A 1,640-nucleotide genomic window follows, 5' to 3' on the forward strand; every position below is an offset into this window, starting at 1 on the left:
TAGAAAGGAGGTGATCCAGCCGCACCTTCCGATACGGCTACCTTGTTACGACTTCACCCCAATCATCTATCCCACCTTAGGCGGCTGGCTCCAAAAAGGTTACCTCACCGACTTCGGGTGTTACAAACTTTCGTGGTGTGACGGGCGGTGTGTACAAGGCCCGGGAACGTATTCACCGCGGCGTGCTGATCCGCGATTACTAGCGATTCCGGCTTCATGTAGGCGAGTTGCAGCCTACAATCCGAACTGAGAGAAGCTTTAAGAGATTAGCTTAGCCTCGCGACTTCGCGACTCGTTGTACTTCCCATTGTAGCACGTGTGTAGCCCAGGTCATAAGGGGCATGATGATTTGACGTCATCCCCACCTTCCTCCGGTTTGTCACCGGCAGTCTTGCTAGAGTGCCCAACTAAATGATGGCAACTAACAATAAGGGTTGCGCTCGTTGCGGGACTTAACCCAACATCTCACGACACGAGCTGACGACAACCATGCACCACCTGTCACTTTGCCCCCGAAGGGGAAGCTCTATCTCTAGAGTGGTCAAAGGATGTCAAGACCTGGTAAGGTTCTTCGCGTTGCTTCGAATTAAACCACATGCTCCACCGCTTGTGCGGGCCCCCGTCAATTCCTTTGAGTTTCAACCTTGCGGTCGTACTCCCCAGGCGGAGTGCTTAATGCGTTAGCTGCAGCACTGAAGGGCGGAAACCCTCCAACACTTAGCACTCATCGTTTACGGCGTGGACTACCAGGGTATCTAATCCTGTTTGCTCCCCACGCTTTCGAGCCTCAGCGTCAGTTACAGACCAGAGAGTCGCCTTCGCCACTGGTGTTCCTCCATATATCTACGCATTTCACCGCTACACATGGAATTCCACTCTCCTCTTCTGCACTCAAGTCTCCCAGTTTCCAATGACCCTCCCCGGTTGAGCCGGGGGCTTTCACATCAGACTTAAGAAACCGCCTGCGCTCGCTTTACGCCCAATAAATCCGGACAACGCTTGCCACCTACGTATTACCGCGGCTGCTGGCACGTAGTTAGCCGTGGCTTTCTGGTTAGATACCGTCAAGGGATGAACAGTTACTCTCATCCTTGTTCTTCTCTAACAACAGAGTTTTACGATCCGAAAACCTTCTTCACTCACGCGGCGTTGCTCGGTCAGACTTTCGTCCATTGCCGAAGATTCCCTACTGCTGCCTCCCGTAGGAGTTTGGGCCGTGTCTCAGTCCCAATGTGGCCGATCACCCTCTCAGGTCGGCTATGCATCGTGGCCTTGGTGAGCCGTTACCTCACCAACTAGCTAATGCACCGCGGGTCCATCCATCAGCGACACCCGAAAGCGCCTTTCAAATCAAAACCATGCGGTTTCGATTGTTATACGGTATTAGCACCTGTTTCCAAGTGTTATCCCCTTCTGATGGGCAGGTTACCCACGTGTTACTCACCCGTTCGCCACTCCTTTTCTTTCGGTGGAGCAAGCTCCGGTGAAAGAAAAAGCGTACGACTTGCATGTATTAGGCACGCCGCCAGCGTTCGTCCTGAGCCAGGATCAAACTCTCATAATAAAAGTTAGAACAATCTTTCGATTGTTAAGCTCAATTTGTTTGCTAGCATATTGCTTGCTGTTTAAAAATGTTTGTT

The 1,640-nt window shown here is 51.8% G+C and carries 1 rRNA gene; it reads right to left on the reverse strand.

Annotated features, from left to right (window positions below):
• Window positions 1-3: 3 nt before the first annotated feature.
• Window positions 4-1,564 (reverse strand): 16S ribosomal RNA (locus AB3I20_RS12650).
• Window positions 1,565-1,640: the final 76 nt, after the last annotated feature.

This window comes from Enterococcus sp. C50, assembly GCF_040887505.1.
Lineage (GTDB): Bacteria > Bacillota > Bacilli > Lactobacillales > Enterococcaceae > Enterococcus_B > Enterococcus_B thailandicus.